Annotated in this window: 12 protein-coding genes and 1 pseudogene; 6 read left to right on the top strand and 7 right to left on the bottom strand. The window is 39.7% G+C overall.

Annotated elements, in window-relative coordinates; all coding sequences use genetic code 11:
- The first annotated feature begins 183 nt into the window (after positions 1 to 183).
- A complete protein-coding gene (locus tag J5A56_RS05345; RefSeq protein ID WP_021671531.1) occupies positions 184 to 534 on the top strand; it encodes a DUF4491 family protein in 351 nt (116 codons plus the stop codon).
- Positions 535 to 718: 184 nt separating this feature from the next.
- Here J5A56_RS05345 and J5A56_RS05340 read toward each other — a convergent pair whose 3' ends face one another.
- Complete coding sequence (locus tag J5A56_RS05340; RefSeq protein ID WP_021671530.1) at positions 719 to 3,217, bottom strand: zinc-dependent metalloprotease; 2,499 nt, start codon at positions 3,215 to 3,217, stop codon at positions 719 to 721.
- A gap of 53 nt (positions 3,218 to 3,270) precedes the next feature.
- Positions 3,271 to 3,960, bottom strand: a complete 690-nt coding sequence (locus J5A56_RS05335) for a peptidylprolyl isomerase (protein ID WP_021671529.1) — start codon at positions 3,958 to 3,960, stop codon at positions 3,271 to 3,273.
- 345 nt (positions 3,961 to 4,305) lie between these two features.
- On the opposite strand from J5A56_RS05335, the pseudogene J5A56_RS05330 reads away from it, so the two are divergent.
- Positions 4,306 to 5,216: pseudogene (locus J5A56_RS05330) on the top strand (DMT family transporter).
- A gap of 266 nt (positions 5,217 to 5,482) precedes the next feature.
- On the opposite strand, the gene J5A56_RS05325 reads toward J5A56_RS05330, so the two are convergent.
- The 3 genes from J5A56_RS05325 to J5A56_RS05315 all read right to left on the bottom strand — a co-directional run bounded on the left by J5A56_RS05325 (position 5,483) and on the right by J5A56_RS05315 (position 8,364).
- Entirely contained in the window at positions 5,483 to 6,292 is an 810-nt protein-coding gene (locus J5A56_RS05325; protein WP_036919520.1) for an SGNH/GDSL hydrolase family protein, read from the bottom strand.
- 2 nt (positions 6,293 to 6,294) lie between these two features.
- Positions 6,295 to 7,269, bottom strand: a complete 975-nt coding sequence (locus J5A56_RS05320; protein ID WP_021671526.1) for a sodium bile acid symporter family protein — start codon at positions 7,267 to 7,269, stop codon at positions 6,295 to 6,297.
- Between the two features lie 249 nt (positions 7,270 to 7,518).
- Positions 7,519 to 8,364 carry a hypothetical protein gene (locus J5A56_RS05315; RefSeq protein ID WP_036919516.1) on the bottom strand — a complete coding sequence of 282 codons (846 nt, stop codon included), beginning with the start codon at positions 8,362 to 8,364 and terminating at the stop codon, positions 7,519 to 7,521.
- 280 nt (positions 8,365 to 8,644) lie between these two features.
- Here J5A56_RS05315 and J5A56_RS05310 point away from each other — a divergent pair, with 280 nt between their 5' ends.
- A complete protein-coding gene (locus tag J5A56_RS05310; RefSeq protein ID WP_021671524.1) occupies positions 8,645 to 9,193 on the top strand; it encodes a glutathione peroxidase in 549 nt (182 codons plus the stop codon).
- 325 nt (positions 9,194 to 9,518) lie between these two features.
- On the opposite strand, the gene J5A56_RS05305 is transcribed toward J5A56_RS05310, so the two are convergent.
- Positions 9,519 to 10,961 (bottom strand): sodium:solute symporter, encoded by a 1,443-nt coding sequence (locus J5A56_RS05305; RefSeq protein WP_021671523.1) that lies wholly within the window; start codon positions 10,959 to 10,961, stop codon positions 9,519 to 9,521.
- Positions 10,962 to 11,080: 119 nt separating this feature from the next.
- On the opposite strand from J5A56_RS05305, the gene J5A56_RS05300 reads away from it, so the two are divergent.
- Positions 11,081 to 12,442 carry a TrpB-like pyridoxal phosphate-dependent enzyme gene (locus tag J5A56_RS05300; protein WP_021671522.1) on the top strand — a complete coding sequence of 454 codons (1,362 nt, stop codon included), beginning with the start codon at positions 11,081 to 11,083 and terminating at the stop codon, positions 12,440 to 12,442.
- Between the two features lie 95 nt (positions 12,443 to 12,537).
- Here the strand turns inward: J5A56_RS05300 and coaW are convergent, their stop codons facing one another.
- On the bottom strand, positions 12,538 to 13,368 hold the full coding sequence (gene coaW, locus J5A56_RS05295) for a type II pantothenate kinase (protein WP_021671521.1): 831 nt from the start codon (positions 13,366 to 13,368) through the stop codon (positions 12,538 to 12,540).
- A 355-nt stretch (positions 13,369 to 13,723) separates the two neighbouring features.
- On the opposite strand from coaW, the gene J5A56_RS05290 reads away from it, so the two are divergent.
- Together J5A56_RS05290 and J5A56_RS05285 are read left to right on the top strand one after the other, a co-directional pair.
- Positions 13,724 to 14,002, top strand: a complete 279-nt coding sequence (locus tag J5A56_RS05290; protein ID WP_004359523.1) for an HU family DNA-binding protein — start codon at positions 13,724 to 13,726, stop codon at positions 14,000 to 14,002.
- A gap of 318 nt (positions 14,003 to 14,320) precedes the next feature.
- On the top strand, positions 14,321 to 15,892 hold the full coding sequence (locus J5A56_RS05285; RefSeq protein ID WP_021671520.1) for an Rne/Rng family ribonuclease: 1,572 nt from the start codon (positions 14,321 to 14,323) through the stop codon (positions 15,890 to 15,892).
- The last annotated feature ends 92 nt before the right edge of the window (positions 15,893 to 15,984 follow it).

The raw sequence follows: 15,984 nt of genomic DNA, 5'->3' as shown, positions 1-15,984 counted from the left end.
AGCTTTTTCTTATTTACTACTTGTATTTGCAAATGTAATCAATTATTCTGAGAAATTCACTTGCAAGTAGAGTTTTTTTTGTACTTTTGCACCATTATAAATTGAGGTCTTGCTAAGAATTATTGGTTTAATGGTATATTTCTCAATATTAAGAATTAGATTTAATCTTAAAACATAATTGTAATGGAATTGAATTTTGAGGGCATATTACTTGCAGTATGCACATTTTTAATTATCGGACTTTGTCATCCCTTAGTCATAAAAACGGAGTATTATTTCGGAACAAAACCTTGGAGGATATGGTTGATAGCAGGTATTTCTTGCTGTATTGGAGCCTTGTTTGTACAAAGTATTTTTTGGTCAGAACTCCTCGGGGTGCTTGGAGCCTCATTCCTTTGGGGTATTGGCGAGCTTATCTCACAAGAGAAACGAGTTTTGAAAGGATGGTTCCCAATGAATCCAAAACGCAAAGAACATTACGAAAATATTAAAAAAGACAAGTCTGTATGCCCTACTTGTAAGGATGAGAAATAAAGCATTTCTATTTAGTAGCTTATCTGTTTTAGGCGGTTGAGATAATTATAATCTTAAAGCATATAGCGTTTATTACCTAATTAAGATCGTCCATAGCAGCGTTTTGAAGTCTACTATGGACGAATATCACAACCATAAACCATGAAAAGCAATTCCTGTCTATGGAAAAGGTTTGCTTAGATACTTACTTCACGGTCACCCGACGCTCACGAATCAACTTTATTTGACGCAGGAGGTCATTATAATGAAGGAGATTTATGCCTTCACTCTGTGCTGCCTGAGCCTTACAGAACTGCTCAATAGTATCTAACTGTTGCATAAGATAGAGCATAATGTCTGAATTACCTGCACGATCTACAGCAGTAGGTTTATCCGTCTTAACAGGATTCAGAAGGTTATTAATCTGTTCTACATAATGACGTTCAAGCAAACGACGTGTGCGTACCTGCATGTCATTAAAACCTGTCAATGGCTTCCAAACACTGTGGAACAAATCATTAAGATAATCCTTAAACTGATAAGCACCTGCAACACGCTGGTCCTTATAAATCTTATCCATAATAGTTCCGTTCATCATCACTTTCAAAATACGATCCTGATAACTGCTGATTTCATCAACAAGATCAGTACCTGCAATATCAGTCATTGATGAAGGATAAAGCCAAAGCGGTGCCTCAAAAACCTGACGACCGATATAGTCTACCGCATCTCTGCCCTTCTTAGCTGGTGCAACCTCATAAGGTTTCTGGCCAGGCATATTGTTTATGTAACGACCACCAATGTTCTTCAGTACATGATTCGTATAACGTCCATACTGACCAACAACACTTCTCCACATTTCCATGCGGTCTTCGTACTGATCATTAGGCTGACGTGTCCACTCTGGAAGTTTTGCAACGATACGTTTTAAGTTCTTAATACCATAATCACTCGCCTTCACATTGTCATCACCAAGGTCTTCCGTCTGTGCACGTGGGTCTTCATTCTTACCCTCACCACCAAACCAAAGACGTGGATTCTTAGCAAGAATGGCTGTTGTCTCAGTCATCAACTTTTCTTTCTCGTCCATCTCATCTTTGAACTCTGGACGATACTGATACCCCCAACGGATTGCCCACTTGTCGTAATCGTTCACACGTGGGAAGAGACCACGCTCTGATATACCGTCTTCTGGCTGTGCTACGTAATTGAAACGAGCATAATCCATGATGCTGGCTGTATGACCATGCTCTTCAACCCACTTCTTATCACGCAGTTTCTCCACTGGTGTAGCATGGCTGGCACCCATATTATGACGTAAGCCGAGTGTGTGTCCCACCTCATGACTTGACACAAAGCGCACCAACTCACCCATAAGTTTATCATCCATGTGTGCCGTCTGTGCTCGTTTATCCAATGGGGCGCACTGTGTGAAGTACCACTTTGTCAAGAGATTCATCACATTATGATACCAACAGATATGACTCTCGATAATTTCGCCGCTACGTGGGTCGACAATACGAGGACCGTATGCGTTTTCAATCTCAGCTGGGAGATAACGGAGTACATTAAAGCGAGCATCGTCAACACTCATGGTTGGATCGTTAGGCCATTCCTTTGCCCGAATAGCATTTTTGAAACCAGCAGCTTCAAAAGCAACGTTCCAATCCTCAATACCCTTCATCAGATATGGAACCCACTTCTTTGGTGTTGCTGGATCAATATAAAACACGATAGGCTTGATAGGCTCTACAAGTTTTCCCTTTGCGTATGCTTTCTTATCTTTAGGCTCAAGACGGAAACGAGAGATGAACTGCTCACGGTCAGTCTTGGTCTGGTCATCGCTAAAAATAGTATATCCATTTGTGAAATAACCCACACGTTTATCCCAAACACGCTTACGCATAGGAACCTTCGGAAGAAGAACCACACTCGTATTCAATCCGATAGTCATTACACCCGTCTGTGAAGCAGGTGTAGTAGAAGGTTGACTGGAGTAAGTACGTGTCGTTGCAATCTCAACATTAATAGGATAAACTTTCATCGTATCAATAAAGGTGCGGTCAGATATCAGTCCTCCTAACTTCAACTGCTTGGAATCATTTGAAGACACACTAAGGACAGCATTGTCTTTTGAGAACAATGACGTTACATCAATCAGCTGTGCCTTTGTTTCCTTGTTATGCCCAATCACCTTAAAGGAAGCTACAATAGGATCAGCCGTAGAAGCTTTCAGTGTACGCGAGATATTGCTCTTTGGATCAGCTTCCTGTGAAAGAACGTAGGCACGAAGCAACATTGTCTTATCGTCGCGCTGTTCAAAATAAACCGTTTGCTTGTTTACTGCCTCACCAGCAAACTTTCCAAAGCTTTGTGGAACAGCAGTAAAACGAGTCACAGCAAGCAGATAACGACCAATAACAGAATCTGGAACCTCAAAATACCACTGATCATCTATATGTCTTACAGTAAAGAGCCCATTCTGAACACTTCCCTTTTTCTTTATAAGCTGTTCGTAAGCTGATGGTTTTTCTTTCTCTTTCTCAGGTGCTTTCTCTTTCTGAACGTTCTGCTTTGTAGTGTCTTTACGCTGTGTAATAGTGTCGTTTACAGTACGGTAGACGAACCTGTTTCCTGCCACACCTACTCCACTTCCGAGCATAAGCGCAAACAGACAGGCTGTTGCTTTTTTGTTAATTGACATAGATTTATAAGTAACTTTATTTGATATTTATAATAGAATAAATAAAGACAACCCTATTTCAAGACGATTGCTTTACGAATACGAACATCAGCAAGTGGACGATCATTTGCATCAACTGGTTGTTTTTGAATTCTATCAACAACATCTAATCCATCCAAAACCTGTCCAAAAACAGTATATTGTCCGTCTAAATGGGGTGTACCACCCACCTCCTTATATATATTACGCACCTCTGGCGTCATCTGCACCGTACTGTCAGTATGGGCATTAAGGCGTTCTTGCGCCCAATCAAGCTGTCCGTCTGAGAACTTTATTCCCCAAACAATATAGAATTGTGAGGCAGATGACTCACGCTTTGGGTTGACATCATCGCTCTCACGTGCTGCAGCAACTGCGCCACGACGATGTAATAACTTTGGATAATCAATCTCAGCGGGGAGTGAATAGGTCTCTGGCGTATCACCTAATGCCTCTCCAGGCTTTGCATTCTTCGATCCAAGGTCGCCTGTCTGTATCATAAAATCCTTGATAACACGATGAAACAAAACACCATTATAGGCACCACTACGTACCAACTTCAAGAAATTGTCACGATGACGTGGTGTTTCATTATAAAGTTGAATACGGATGTTTCCACTATCGGTTTCCAACAAGACTTCGTGACGTAATGTGTCTGTTAATGACTGTGCTTGAACATTAGCTACGACCAAAGTTAGCAAAAGGAAATACAATAACTTCTTCATCTTTTTTATAAACTAAAAATTGTGTACAAAGATAAACAATAAAGAATAAATATCCTAATTAAACGAAGCAAAAAAACAGTTGAAAGAATAGATATATCAAGGAAAGAACGTACCTTTGCACAACGAATGCAAGTCGAAAATAGTATCACTCTTGAATTATTAGCGTGAAAAGAAAATCTTTTTTCATAGAAATAAAAGTTTCTTCTCATGTAAATAAAGTTTTTTCTTCAAATAAATAATTTGCAATAACATGCTCATCAATATTAAAGAAGAAATAGAGGATAACTTTTATTCTGACTGATATTCACATAATTAACAGCTTTTATATAATAGCATAAATAGTAAATGACACTAACAAAAAGTATATTTCAACGTCCATTATGGGTGACCATTTTTGCCCTCACAGCAGCCATTGCGTGGGGCTGGGCATACCCTTTGATTAAGTTAGGTTTTTCTGAATTTGCTATCACAACAGAGATGACAGGCTCAAAAATGCTTTTTGCAGGTATTCGTTTCTGTCTTTCAGGGCTGATTGTGTTATTGATTGCAGGTGCTAAGAAGCGTGATTTCAAAGTAAGGAAATCAATTGATTGGTGGTATATCTTGTTGTTTTGCATGATGAATACTACACTACATTACGCCTTCTTCTACTTCGGTCTTTCGCATAGTGAAGGTTCACGAGCGGCAATTCTTAACTCGTTAAGTGTTTTCTCTGTCGTTATCTTTGCTTGCATTTTCTTCAAAAGCGACCGTATGACGGTGAAGAAAATCATTGGTTGTATTGTTGGTTTTGTTGGTATTCTATCATTAAACTTAGGTGGAGAAGATAGTGGACAGTTCACTTGGTTAGGCGACGGAATGATTATTCTAAATGCTCTTTGCGGTGCATCAGCATCATTATTAACTCGCGGATTGGGGAAACGAGTAGATGTATTTGTTGGTACTGGCTACAGCTTGGCGATAGGTGGTGCACTACTGATAATCCCAGGATTGCTGATGGGTGGTAAGCTGCCACAGATAACATTCTTAGGTCTTACCTATTTATTATTACTCATCGCTATCAGTACATTAGGTTTTACGCTCTATAACAAACTGCTAACCTGTAACCCTGTCGGTAAGGTCGCAATCTACAATTCACTAATTCCTATTGTTGGTGCCGTCACTTCTTGCCTATGCCTCAACGAAACTTTTTATATTAATATATGATAGCTGGTGCTTTAGCAGCTGGTGGAATATATATTATCAATAAGATTTAAAACGATATTACCGCCAAAGAAGTTATAAAGAAAGAAGTTACTATGATAGGTGTTACTGCATATAAAAGCATTCTACATCATCAGAATGTAAAATAAAATCATAGTGATAAAAAATACTAAGGCTTAATTGCATTTGAATTAAGCACCTTTTATTATACAATTTTATAACATCCTGTTTATAAGTAAGTTATAAGCATAGTAAATATAGATCTTTTAAGAGAAAAAATATGTGATTATTCTGTCATATTTGTAATGATATTTCACAATCATCTACGACCATGATACCCCATTCCATGCTTCTCGTCATGCTTAAAACGAGTTGTAAAGTCAGGCTTATCCATCTCTATCGGGTTAGCATTCAACTCAGGTTCACCCATCCACTCTACAATCTTATCTACCCATAGAGCAGCTCCCTGACGTGTTGGATGTACGCCATCTGCACGCGAAGCAATGACAGAACTACTGTCAAAGAACCGACTTTCACCCGTACAGTCACGGATTACGTCAACGATTGTTCTATCTTTAATCTTCTTCCAAGGGAGAGGTCCAATCCATACGTATGGAATATTCCCAACACGACTCAGAATAGTCTGAATTGCGGTTTCACGTCTACTATAATCTTTATAACCTAAGTCATTGGTACCTAAGCTAATGATAATATATGTAGGGCGCAGCTTCTCTATCTGATATTGAAGGTCGGCAGCTATTGCCCAGTCACGTGTTGTACTACCATACCAAACGATAGAATGAAACTTGAAACCGTTCTTTACAGCATAATCATTGAATCGAGAACCCAAACCATCAGCCATAGAATCGCCAATGAGGAGGACAACCTGATCACGACTTTCTGCAACATGTGACACTTGAGTGGTTGATGCAGGCAGGGGTTCCAGTGAAATCTCTTCTACTGCGGCAGAACTTGTATGAGGAATTGCTGCTTCTGGCATAGCATCAGGCTCTACCGATTTAGCAAGCTTAACCTCTTGTTCACTTATTCCGTTAGCCTCCTGCGCCGAAACAGCAGGTGACAACAAGAACAGAAATAATAATACTATAAAATACTTTATTGTTTTCACAATCATTTGTTTTTGCGTTTAATGGCATGGTCATGCTGCCATATCTCAACGCTGTTAATAATATTCTGCCACAAAATGTAGCAACCTGGTCCCACTGTCGACAGTGGGTTCAGGTAAGTATAGGCTATCCAAATAGCAAAAGCAGTATTCTTCTGCCCTAAAGCTTGCCCCGCATTAATCGTACTGCAGAAGAAATGACCGATATATCTACCAATGGCAAACTGTATCAAGCAAAGCACTAACGCCAATATTGCTATCAACAAGAGGAAGCTCGAAGCGACCTCAGCATGCACGATATTCTTTACTGTTGTGCCTGAAACGATGAGTAATGAACATCCCCAAAGATAAAAACTAAGGTTATTCACATTGATTACCCACTGATAGAACTTGCATAAAGTGTGCCAATGTTTCGTTATATATGCCAAAAGCATTGGAGCAACCAATACTAAACACACCTTATAGAGAATCGCAATGAAGGCACCCCAAAAGCTTATACCTGCTCCAGACTCTATTAAAGGGAAGCAAACTGGTATCAACAGCGCACAGAGAAAATTGGAGAGGAAAGTATAAGTTGTCATTTCCTCAAGGTTTCCACCTAACTTCTGTGTGACCACTGCTGCTGCAGAGGCACAAGGACAAATGATGCTAACAAGGAGTGCTTCAAATAATATAAGCGACTCACCCGTGATATGAAAAATCAGAATTGCCCCAATAACAACCGCAACCATCAACACTTGAGAGAGAGCTATCCAAAGATGCCAACCTACAGGAATAAGCTTGCGGAAGTCTACCTTGCAGAAGGTAACATATAAGACGAGGAACATAAACAATGGAAGAGCTGCATCAAGGATAGGAGCAAAAAAGTTTGCTGCACCATCCAAGGCTGGAATAAAGGCGAAAAGCAGGTATAAAAAGCTACCTGTAGCTATTGACACTGGCAGTGTCCACTCCTTTATAAATTGAATGATTCTCCTCATCTTTAATCATCAAGTCAAACCAATTCTCTCTCCTCTCAGACAGAGAATCGGCTGCAAAGTTACGAAAAAAGACTGAAAATCAGCAATATAATTCAAAAAACGTAAATTTGATTAAGACAAATTCAGAGTTTACAATTATGAAACACGCCCTTTAAACGACAGATTATAACGACAAAAATCCCACCAACTTCGCAGTTAGTGGGACCCGTTTAAGTATATATGAAGCTATAGAAAAGCGATTAGCTTTAATTATCTCTTGCGTAGACCATTTACTGCTCCAGCGCTATTCTTCGCATAGTCGTTCTCTTTAGCAGAACCGAAAGAAGCCTTGCTTGAAGCTCTTGTCAACGCATTTTCAGCCTTTGCATTTGCTGGTTTCTGACGAGCAAGATTGAAGCTCATAACATCTGTTGTGTTTGTACTACGTGCCGTGCCAAAGAATGTATCATACCCCTTTGCCTGCTCATATCCTAAGTGGAAACCTTCATTAGTAGATTTCATATCAAGACGGAAGATTGTTCCACTATTAGTGTACTTGATGTAGATGTCTCCATTATTATCGACATTCCAAGAGAATGCAAGTGTTTGTGTGTTACCTTGTGCATCAGTATCTACCTCAACACCATTTCCCTGAAGAGAATTAGCAGACGAATTGTACTGGAAGAACTTCATATTAGCTTGGAAAGAATTACGCATACGCTGTTTCGTATTATCATCCGTATACTCAATAGTCATACTTCCAGCCCACTCACCAGTCAGTGTCTGTGCCTCCTGAACAAGGCGACTAACCTGTGTATTCTGCTCCTGACGATAGTTATTATCCCAGTTATAATATCTATTACTTCCAACAGCATCCATGAAAGCATAGAACTCTGAGGTTGTTGCTTCTGGATAATTATAATAGAACCAGTTATAAGCTGTATAATAACTTGATCCATTTGGATACTGATATAGATAATTACGTACGGCAGATGTTACCAAATTATTATAGTAATAATAATCATCTCCATCATAAAAATCATTATCACAGCTTGTCAATGTCAAGGGACTTGCAACTATTGCAAGTGCCAAGAATAATTTAGTGATTCGTTTCATATTCATATCCAATTAAGTTATTATTTTCTTTATTTACTGATGCAAAAATAGTGAATAAATAAGATGATAATTGCGTAAATACACTATTTGAAGATAGGGAAATCCCTATTAGATATGATTGACTATGAGAATTAAACCATATTGATAAGACCGCAATTATCAATTACGAGTTAATCGAATAGTAAAAATCTCCTAAACTATGAAGGTAGAAACAAATAAAATTCGTACATTTGCATCACATAAAAAAGTAAATTATACAAAGAGAAGATAAGAAAGAGAAATGAGAACAGTTTATGAATTCTCTGTCAAAGACAGAAAGGGTAAGGCATTTTCACTTAAAGAGTTTTCTAATGAAGTGCTGTTGATTGTAAACACAGCTACAAAATGTGGCTTCACACCAACCTACGATGAGTTGGAGGCACTCTATGAGAAGTACCATGCACAAGGATTTGAAGTACTTGATTTCCCTTGCAACCAGTTTGGACAGCAGGCACCCGGTACAGACGAAAGTATCCATGAGTTCTGCAAACTTACATACGGCACAAAATTTCCACGCTTCAAGAAGGTAAAGGTGAATGGTGAAGATGCTGAGCCTCTCTTCAAATTCCTTAAAGAACAGAAAGGCTTTGCTGGTTGGGACGAGTCACACGAGCTCTACTCTATCCTCGACAAGATGCTTTCTGAAGCTGACCCTAACTACAAGGAGAGCGCAGAGATTAAGTGGAACTTCACAAAATTCCTTATAAATAAGAAAGGACAGGTTGTTGCTCGCTTTGAGCCAACAGAGAAGATTGAGAATATCGCAAAACAGATTGAGGAGTTATTGTAGGATAAAGGCTTACAATTAGTTCTTTCCTAATAAGAATAAAAGCTATTTGTAAGATTACATATAACAAAACGATAAAAGGCAAAGGGTTTAGTGCTCTTTGCCTTTTATTATTTATCATACTTATTGCTATCCAGTAAACATAAGCCTACTTACTTCATACTTTGGATTTACTTGTAGCAGATATGTTTTTTCCTAATGTCTGTTTGCCTTTACTATCGTAAGATATTACAAGGTAATTAGCACTCAGCACCAATGGTGCTTACCAACAACACAACGTGTGCTGAGCAACAGCACATAAGTGAAACACACAAAGTAAGTTTTAAGCTTACTTCATTTCGCAATCCAAGCCCAGCTTTCTTGCAGGAAGAAAGAAGCATGCTAAGAATGTTATCAATCCATTTAACATCAACAGTTCATAGCCAAACTTGTAACCGGTAGTCCTTGAAACGATTGTATCTAAAGCAAAACAAAGAAGCGGACTGGCTACTGCTATGTATGGTGTCAGCCTGTCATTCACAGTTCGCTTTGTGCATAATCCAAATGCAAAGAGACCTAAAAGTGGACCGTATGTGTAAGAAGCTATGGTGTAAATAGCATCTATCAGACTCGTTGAGTTGACATAGCGGAAGATAAGAATAAACAGAATAAACACTATCGACATACCAACGTGTGCCTGCTTACGCAACTTTTCATCCTTCGGACGGTTGCAAATATCCACACAATAAGTTGTTGTCAAGGCTGTTAAGGCAGAATCTGCACTGGAGAAGCAGGCTGCTACAATACCTATCGTAAATAGAATAACAACCAAAGGACCTAACTGTCCACCTGCTACAGCCTGCAACATCAGATTATCTGGCATATCAGGCAAGGTTTGTCCTATACTATTAAAATACATCATTAGCAATACACCCAAGGATAAGAAGAGTAAGTTAGCAGGCACAAAGGCAAAACCATAGCTGCACATATCCTTCTGTGCCTCACGCAAAGTTTTACAAGTAAGATTCTTTTGCATCATGTCTTGGTCCAGTCCTGTCATAACAATAACAATAAAGATACCGCTTAAGAACTGTTTCCAAAAGTTCTGTTTTGATACCCAGTCATCGAATACAAAAATACGAGAATGACTGTCATTGGCTATTGCTTGAGCAGCTTCTGGAAGCGACATACCCAATACCTCTACAACCTTATATATAATAAGAATAAGCGCAAGGAGCATACAAAGGGTCTGAAAGGTATCTGTCAACACCAGTGTACGAATTCCTCCCCTACGCGTGTAGAGCCAAATAAGTGCCACAAGAGCAACCACTGTTACAGGAAAAGGTATGCCGTATGCATCTAAGACAAAACGCTGAAGTATCATACAAACAACATAGAAGCGCACTGCTGCACCTGTCATCTTAGACAATAGAAAGAAAGAAGCACCTGTCTTATAACTATGATTACCCAAACGTGTTTGTAGATAAGAGTAGATGGTAGTCAACTTTAACCGATAATAAACAGGAAGTAAAAGAAATGCCACTGCAAAATAACCAAGAATAAAACCTAAACAAGTCTGCATATAGGTCATATCGCTCAACATTACCATACCCGGAACGCTAACAAAAGTGACACCAGAAATACTGGCACCAATCATTCCGAAGGCTACAAGATACCAAGGCGACTGTCCATTCGCACGGAAAAAGGCTTCGTTATCAGCTTTATGTCCCGTAACTCTACTTATTAACAATAAGATGCAAAAATATGCAAGAATAGTAGCGATTATTATCATAATGGCAGCAAAATTACTAAAAATATAATCATTCCGTGCATTTAGAAAATCTTATTTTGTAACTTTGTAGAACATCATCTTTCAGATAACATTTATCCATTGTTTAATTTAGTAACAGTATGGCACAACAGAAAAGATTTATACTTGACGAGCAAGATATCCCTACACAGTGGTATAATATTCAGGCTGACATGCCCACAAAGCCCCTTCCTCCACTCCATCCAGCTACACGTAAGCCAATGACAGCAGAGGATCTTTCTGAGATTTTCAGTATGGAATGTGCTAAGCAAGAGCTTGATTGTGAGCATGCTTGGATTGATATTCCCGAAGAAGTACTGGACATGTATAAGTATTATCGCTCCACACCTCTTGTTCGTGCATATGCTTTGGAGAAAGCATTAGACACCCCAGCACATATCTATTTCAAGAATGAAAGTGTAAATCCACTGGGCTCACATAAGGTCAATTCTGCCATCCCTCAGTGTTACTATTGTAAAAAGGAAGGTGTTACGAACGTGACAACAGAGACAGGTGCGGGTCAATGGGGTGCCGCATTGTCCTACGCTGCAAAGGTATATGGACTTGAAGCAGCGGTTTATCAGGTGAAGATTTCTATGCAACAGAAACCATACCGTTCGCTGATTATGAGGACATTTGGGGCTATGGTTGAAGGTTCACCTTCAATGTCTACACGTGCAGGAAAGGACATCGTGACACGTGACCCAATGCACCCCGGATCATTGGGAACAGCTATCTCAGAGGCTATTGAGTTAGCAAAGACTACGCCTAACTGTAAATACACCTTAGGGTCAGTACTCAATCACGTTGCATTACACCAAACAATTATCGGTTTGGAGGCTGAGAAGCAGATAGAGATGGCTGGCGAATATCCTGATAAGGTCATCGCTTGCTTTGGTGGTGGTAGTAACTTCGGAGGTATTGCTTTCCCATTTATGCGCCATAATATTCTTGAAGGAAAGAAGACCGAGTTTATTGCTGCTGAACCCAACAGCTGTCCTAAGTTGACACGTGGTAAGTTTGAATATGACTTCGGTGATGAGGCAGGCTATACACCATTGTTGCCTATGTACACACTTGGGCACGATTTCAAGCCAGCAAACATCCATGCAGGTGGTTTACGCTATCATGGTGCAGGCGTCATTGTGAGTCAGCTGCTAAAAGATGGTTATATGTCTGGAATGGATATACCACAGTTGGAAAGTTTTGAAGCTGGTATCCTTTTCTCACGCACAGAAGGAATCATCCCAGCACCTGAAAGCTGTCATGCGATTGCCGCAGCTATCCGAGAAGCTAAGAAAGCAAAGGAAACAGGCAAACAAGACGTTATCCTTTTCTGCCTTTCAGGACATGGACTCATTGATATGACCGCTTACGACACTTATATCAATGGTGATTTGAGAAACTATACGCTCACTGACGAAGACATAGAGAAGAATCTTGAAACTGTTCCGAAGATATAAGAACAAAAGATAACACGCTATTATATTGTACAATAAAGCAACAGGCATTTTGTAGACAATGCTACAAAGTGCCTGTAATCTTTTATAGATAGCGACTATATCTTCTCGATGTTATCTGCTTGTAATGCAGCACCAATTGCGGTACAATACTCTGAATTCTTCGGAATGATAAAGCGAACGTCATAAATCTTCTCCATTACAGGGAAGAGAAGTTCGCATTGTGGTAACAAACTAAGGTTACCAATGAGTACAAAGTCACGGATATCGCTATTCAAAGAACTCAATATTGTTGCAGAACCAATAGACTGTAACACCAAACCAATCAAGCCTAAAGCGATATCCTCACGGCTGGCATTAGCCTGTGCATTGGCAAAGAGAGATGCCGTTGCATCCATTGGCAAACCCGGAAGTGGACTGGTTGAGATATCCTTAATCTGCAGATTGATACGAGAGATATCCCCCTTATTGGCTAAAGCAATGATTTCATTAATATTATCTGTCTGCAAAAGCAAACGAGAAAGACCGCTCAACGTACCGCCACCAATACCAATACCGCCAATATGACGTACTTCATTGCCATCACAAAGCACAAGCGAAGTACCTGTACCCATCGAAACAACTATCATACGTTGCAACTTCGACTCAAACTGAGCACCTAAGCCATCAGCTAAAAATTCATCCGCCTTAGACGTTGGAAGTCCATAAACAGGCTTATTAATATAGTGAGCACCAACGCCCGTAAGCATAACACGCTCAACATCAAACAACTCTATCCTATTGTCATATAGATACTTTCCAAAAGCTCCGTACAAGGATGTTACTGGATCAGTAGCCTTGATACGCAAAGGTTTAATAACCTTACCTTCTCTGATTCCAACAATCTTAGTTGTTGAAATGCCCACATCTATACCGATGGAAATCTTCATACACCTTATATTATTATACAGAAGTTTATGTAAACACCATTTTTAAAAAGACTATGAATTAACCGAGACTTAAAAGAATTTACACCTACATTTCCATCCATAAAGAATCCTCCCTATGCTAATGTTGGCAACAGTGTAACTCTTCATCAATTCTCTTAATCCAATACTCCAAATAAGTATGAAATACAACTTATAATGACGCAAAGGTACGAAAAACATAAGAGTTTAGAACATATACTGTGATATTTTACAAAAAAGACATAAAAAAATTTCTCTATTAAGCTGAAAATGAGTATCTTTGCATTCCGTTATAACGAGAGAATAGAAATAAACATCAATAAAGAACAAAAACAAAATGACGAAAGCAGATATCATCAATGAGATAGCAACGTCTACAGGCATCGCCAAGAAGGACGTATCAGCTGTGGTTGAGTCTTTTATGGAAACTATCAAAGACAGTTTGTTGGAGAAGAAAGAAAATGTATACCTTCGTGGTTTCGGTAGCTTCATTGTTAAGCACCGTGCAGAAAAGACAGCTCGTAACATCTCAAAGAACACGACTATCACTATCCCAGCTCACGATTTCCCAAGCTTCAAGCCAGCAAAGACCTTCATCGAAGATATGAAGAAATAAATAAAACATAAATACAATAACAATTTAAAACAATTTAAAGCTATGCCAAACGGAAAGAAGAAAAAGGGACACAAGATGGCTACGCACAAGCGTAAAAAGAGATTAAGAAAGAACAGACATAAGAGCAAGTAAGCCCCACGGCTGAAAGACTTTATAACTGACTTTCAAAATATGGCGGGGCGTGTCATCGCAATATACTTCTCTTCCCTGGAAGTGCGACGGCAGGTTCCGCATTTTTATTTTATCTATATGTATCTTTTAGCATCATTCATGATAACATATATAATAGCTAAAAGATTTGTATAACAAACGAAGAAGATGACAAGCGAAGTAATTATTGATGCCCAACCGAAAGAGATTTCGATAGCGCTGCTCGAAGACAAGCGACTGGTTGAATACCAGCGTGAGCCAAGAGAAGCCAGTTTCTCGGTTGGAAACATCTACGTGGCAAAGGTTAAGAAACTGATGCCAGGGCTTAACGCCTGCTTTGTAGATGTAGGTTATGAGCGTGACGCCTTTCTTCATTATCTTGACTTAGGGAGCCAATTCAACTCCTATGCGAAGTATCTGAAACAGGTTCAGAGCGACCGCAAAAAACTTTATCCCATTCAGAAAGCCACTCGCCTACCCGACTTGCAGAAGGACGGAACTGTTCAAAACACACTGCAGGTAGGACAAGAGGTGATGGTACAGATTGTCAAAGAACCCATTTCCACCAAAGGACCTCGCCTCACAGGCGAAATATCATTCGCTGGCAGATTCCTGGTGCTTATACCATTCGGGCATAAAGTTAGCGTATCATCTAAAATTAAAAGCGGAGAAGAACGCGCACGTCTCAAGCAACTCATACAGAGTATTACGCCAAAGAATTTCGGTGTAATTGTCCGTACAGTAGCTGAAGGTAAACGCGTTGCCGAGCTTGATGCCGAGATGAAAGTCCTATTGAGCCGATGGAATGAAGCTATCACAAAACTACAAAAGACACAGGAACGCCCTCAACTTGTTTTTGAGGAGACTGGACGTGCTGTTGCTATGTTGCGTGACCTCTTCAATCCTACATACGAAAACATCTACGTCAACGACGACGAGATTTGCACTGCCGTTCAACACTATGTCTCTCTAATAGCCCCTGAAAAGGCGGGCATCGTGAAGAAGTACACTGGTAAGGTACCAATCTTCGACAACTTTGACGTTACGAAGCAAATTAAATCCAGCTTCGGCAAGACTATCAATTATGGTCATGGATGCTACCTCATCATTGAACACACTGAGGCAATGCACGTTGTAGATGTGAATAGTGGTAACAGAACAAAGGAAAAAGCACAGGAACAGAATGCTCTTGACACCAACCTTGGTGCTGCCGACGAGTTAGCTCGCCAGCTTCGACTGCGTGATATGGGTGGAATTATTGTCGTTGACTTCATCGACATGAATCTTGCTGAAGACCGCCAGATGCTGTACGAGCGTATGTGTAAGAACATGCAAAAGGACCGTGCACGTCACAACATCCTTCCACTGAGCAAGTTCGGACTTATGCAGATTACTCGCCAGCGTGTACGCCCAGTGATGGACGTAGATGTAGATGAGAACTGCCCTACTTGTTTCGGTAGTGGTAAGATTCGCTCAAGCATTCTCTTTACTGACCAGTTGGAGCGTAAGATTGACCGATTGGTTAATAAGGTTGGAGTAAAGAAATTCTATTTGCACGTTCATCCATATGTTGCTGCTTACATCAACAAGGGTTTTATTTCCTTAAAACGTAAGTGGCAAATGAAGTATGGTTTAGGTGTGAATATCATTCCTTCACAGAAACTTGCCTTTTTGCAGTATGAATTCTATGATGCGAAACAGCAATTCATTGATATGAAGGAACAGAACGATAAGTCCTGAATGAACTACTAAGTCGTTAGATAAAACGAAAGGTTTACAACATTAGGAGTCCGCTACCTATTATATATAAGGTGGCGGATTTCTTTTTATCC

It is taken from the genome of Prevotella melaninogenica, from assembly GCF_018128065.1.
Taxonomy (GTDB): Bacteria; Bacteroidota; Bacteroidia; order Bacteroidales; family Bacteroidaceae; genus Prevotella.
This window is presented reverse-complemented; position numbering and strand designations above follow the sequence as displayed.

What these genes read in the sequence shown, in the direction of transcription:
- J5A56_RS05345 (WP_021671531.1), top strand. Translation starts at nt 184, where the DNA reads ATGGAATTGAATTTTGAGGGCATATTACTTGCAGTATGCACATTTTTA.
- J5A56_RS05340 (WP_021671530.1), bottom strand. Translation starts at nt 3,217, where the DNA reads ATGTCAATTAACAAAAAAGCAACAGCCTGTCTGTTTGCGCTTATGCTC.
- J5A56_RS05335 (WP_021671529.1), bottom strand. Translation starts at nt 3,960, where the DNA reads ATGAAGAAGTTATTGTATTTCCTTTTGCTAACTTTGGTCGTAGCTAAT.
- J5A56_RS05320 (WP_021671526.1), bottom strand. Translation starts at nt 7,269, where the DNA reads ATGAGGAGAATCATTCAATTTATAAAGGAGTGGACACTGCCAGTGTCA.
- J5A56_RS05315 (WP_036919516.1), bottom strand. Translation starts at nt 8,364, where the DNA reads ATGAAACGAATCACTAAATTATTCTTGGCACTTGCAATAGTTGCAAGT.
- J5A56_RS05310 (WP_021671524.1), top strand. Translation starts at nt 8,645, where the DNA reads ATGAGAACAGTTTATGAATTCTCTGTCAAAGACAGAAAGGGTAAGGCA.
- J5A56_RS05305 (WP_021671523.1), bottom strand. Translation starts at nt 10,961, where the DNA reads ATGATAATAATCGCTACTATTCTTGCATATTTTTGCATCTTATTGTTA.
- J5A56_RS05300 (WP_021671522.1), top strand. Translation starts at nt 11,081, where the DNA reads ATGGCACAACAGAAAAGATTTATACTTGACGAGCAAGATATCCCTACA.
- coaW (WP_021671521.1), bottom strand. Translation starts at nt 13,368, where the DNA reads ATGAAGATTTCCATCGGTATAGATGTGGGCATTTCAACAACTAAGATT.
- J5A56_RS05290 (WP_004359523.1), top strand. Translation starts at nt 13,724, where the DNA reads ATGACGAAAGCAGATATCATCAATGAGATAGCAACGTCTACAGGCATC.
- J5A56_RS05285 (WP_021671520.1), top strand. Translation starts at nt 14,321, where the DNA reads ATGACAAGCGAAGTAATTATTGATGCCCAACCGAAAGAGATTTCGATA.